The sequence below is a fragment of the Mesorhizobium sp. M1A.F.Ca.IN.020.03.2.1 genome (assembly GCF_004023205.1).
Classification (GTDB): domain Bacteria; phylum Pseudomonadota; class Alphaproteobacteria; order Rhizobiales; family Rhizobiaceae; genus Mesorhizobium.
In genome coordinates, this window is sequence record NZ_RZSV01000512.1 from 1 (window position 1) to 464 (window position 464).

Annotated in this window: 1 protein-coding gene; it reads right to left on the bottom strand. The window is 69.2% G+C overall.

Annotated elements, in window-relative coordinates; all coding sequences use genetic code 11:
* On the bottom strand, positions 1-464 hold a 464-nt coding region (locus EOA79_RS32450; RefSeq protein WP_164894094.1), incomplete at both ends, for a hypothetical protein.

The window sequence follows — 464 nt, forward strand, 5'->3', positions numbered from 1 at the left end:
GTCCTTCACCGTGCGGCCGGCCGCCGTCAGGCTCGCACTGTCGGCCGACACCGAGAAATCCGGCGCCCAGCGCGGACCGCTGGCGGTCAGCGCGAAATTGACCCCGCCGGCAAGCGGCGTGCCCGCCAGCGACGACAGCGCCGATACATCGCCCAGCGTTCCCTTTACGTTTGCCTGGATATCCGAGCCTTGCGCGCTGGCGGTGCCGCTGGCGCTGAGCGAGCCGGAGGTGAGTTCCAGCTCGTTGGCCGCGAAAGCGCCTTCCGGATCCCGGGTCGCGGTAGCCGAGAATTCCACCCGTTCGCCAAGCAGCGAGCTGATCTGCGGCGGCAGCGCCTTCGATACGGCGTCGGCATTCATCTTCAGCGTCATCGACAGGTCGGCGAGCGAGACGCCGGCGGTCAGCGCGGCATTGAGCGCATCGCTGCGCAACGTGCCCTGGTCGACGGTGACGGTGTCGCGGC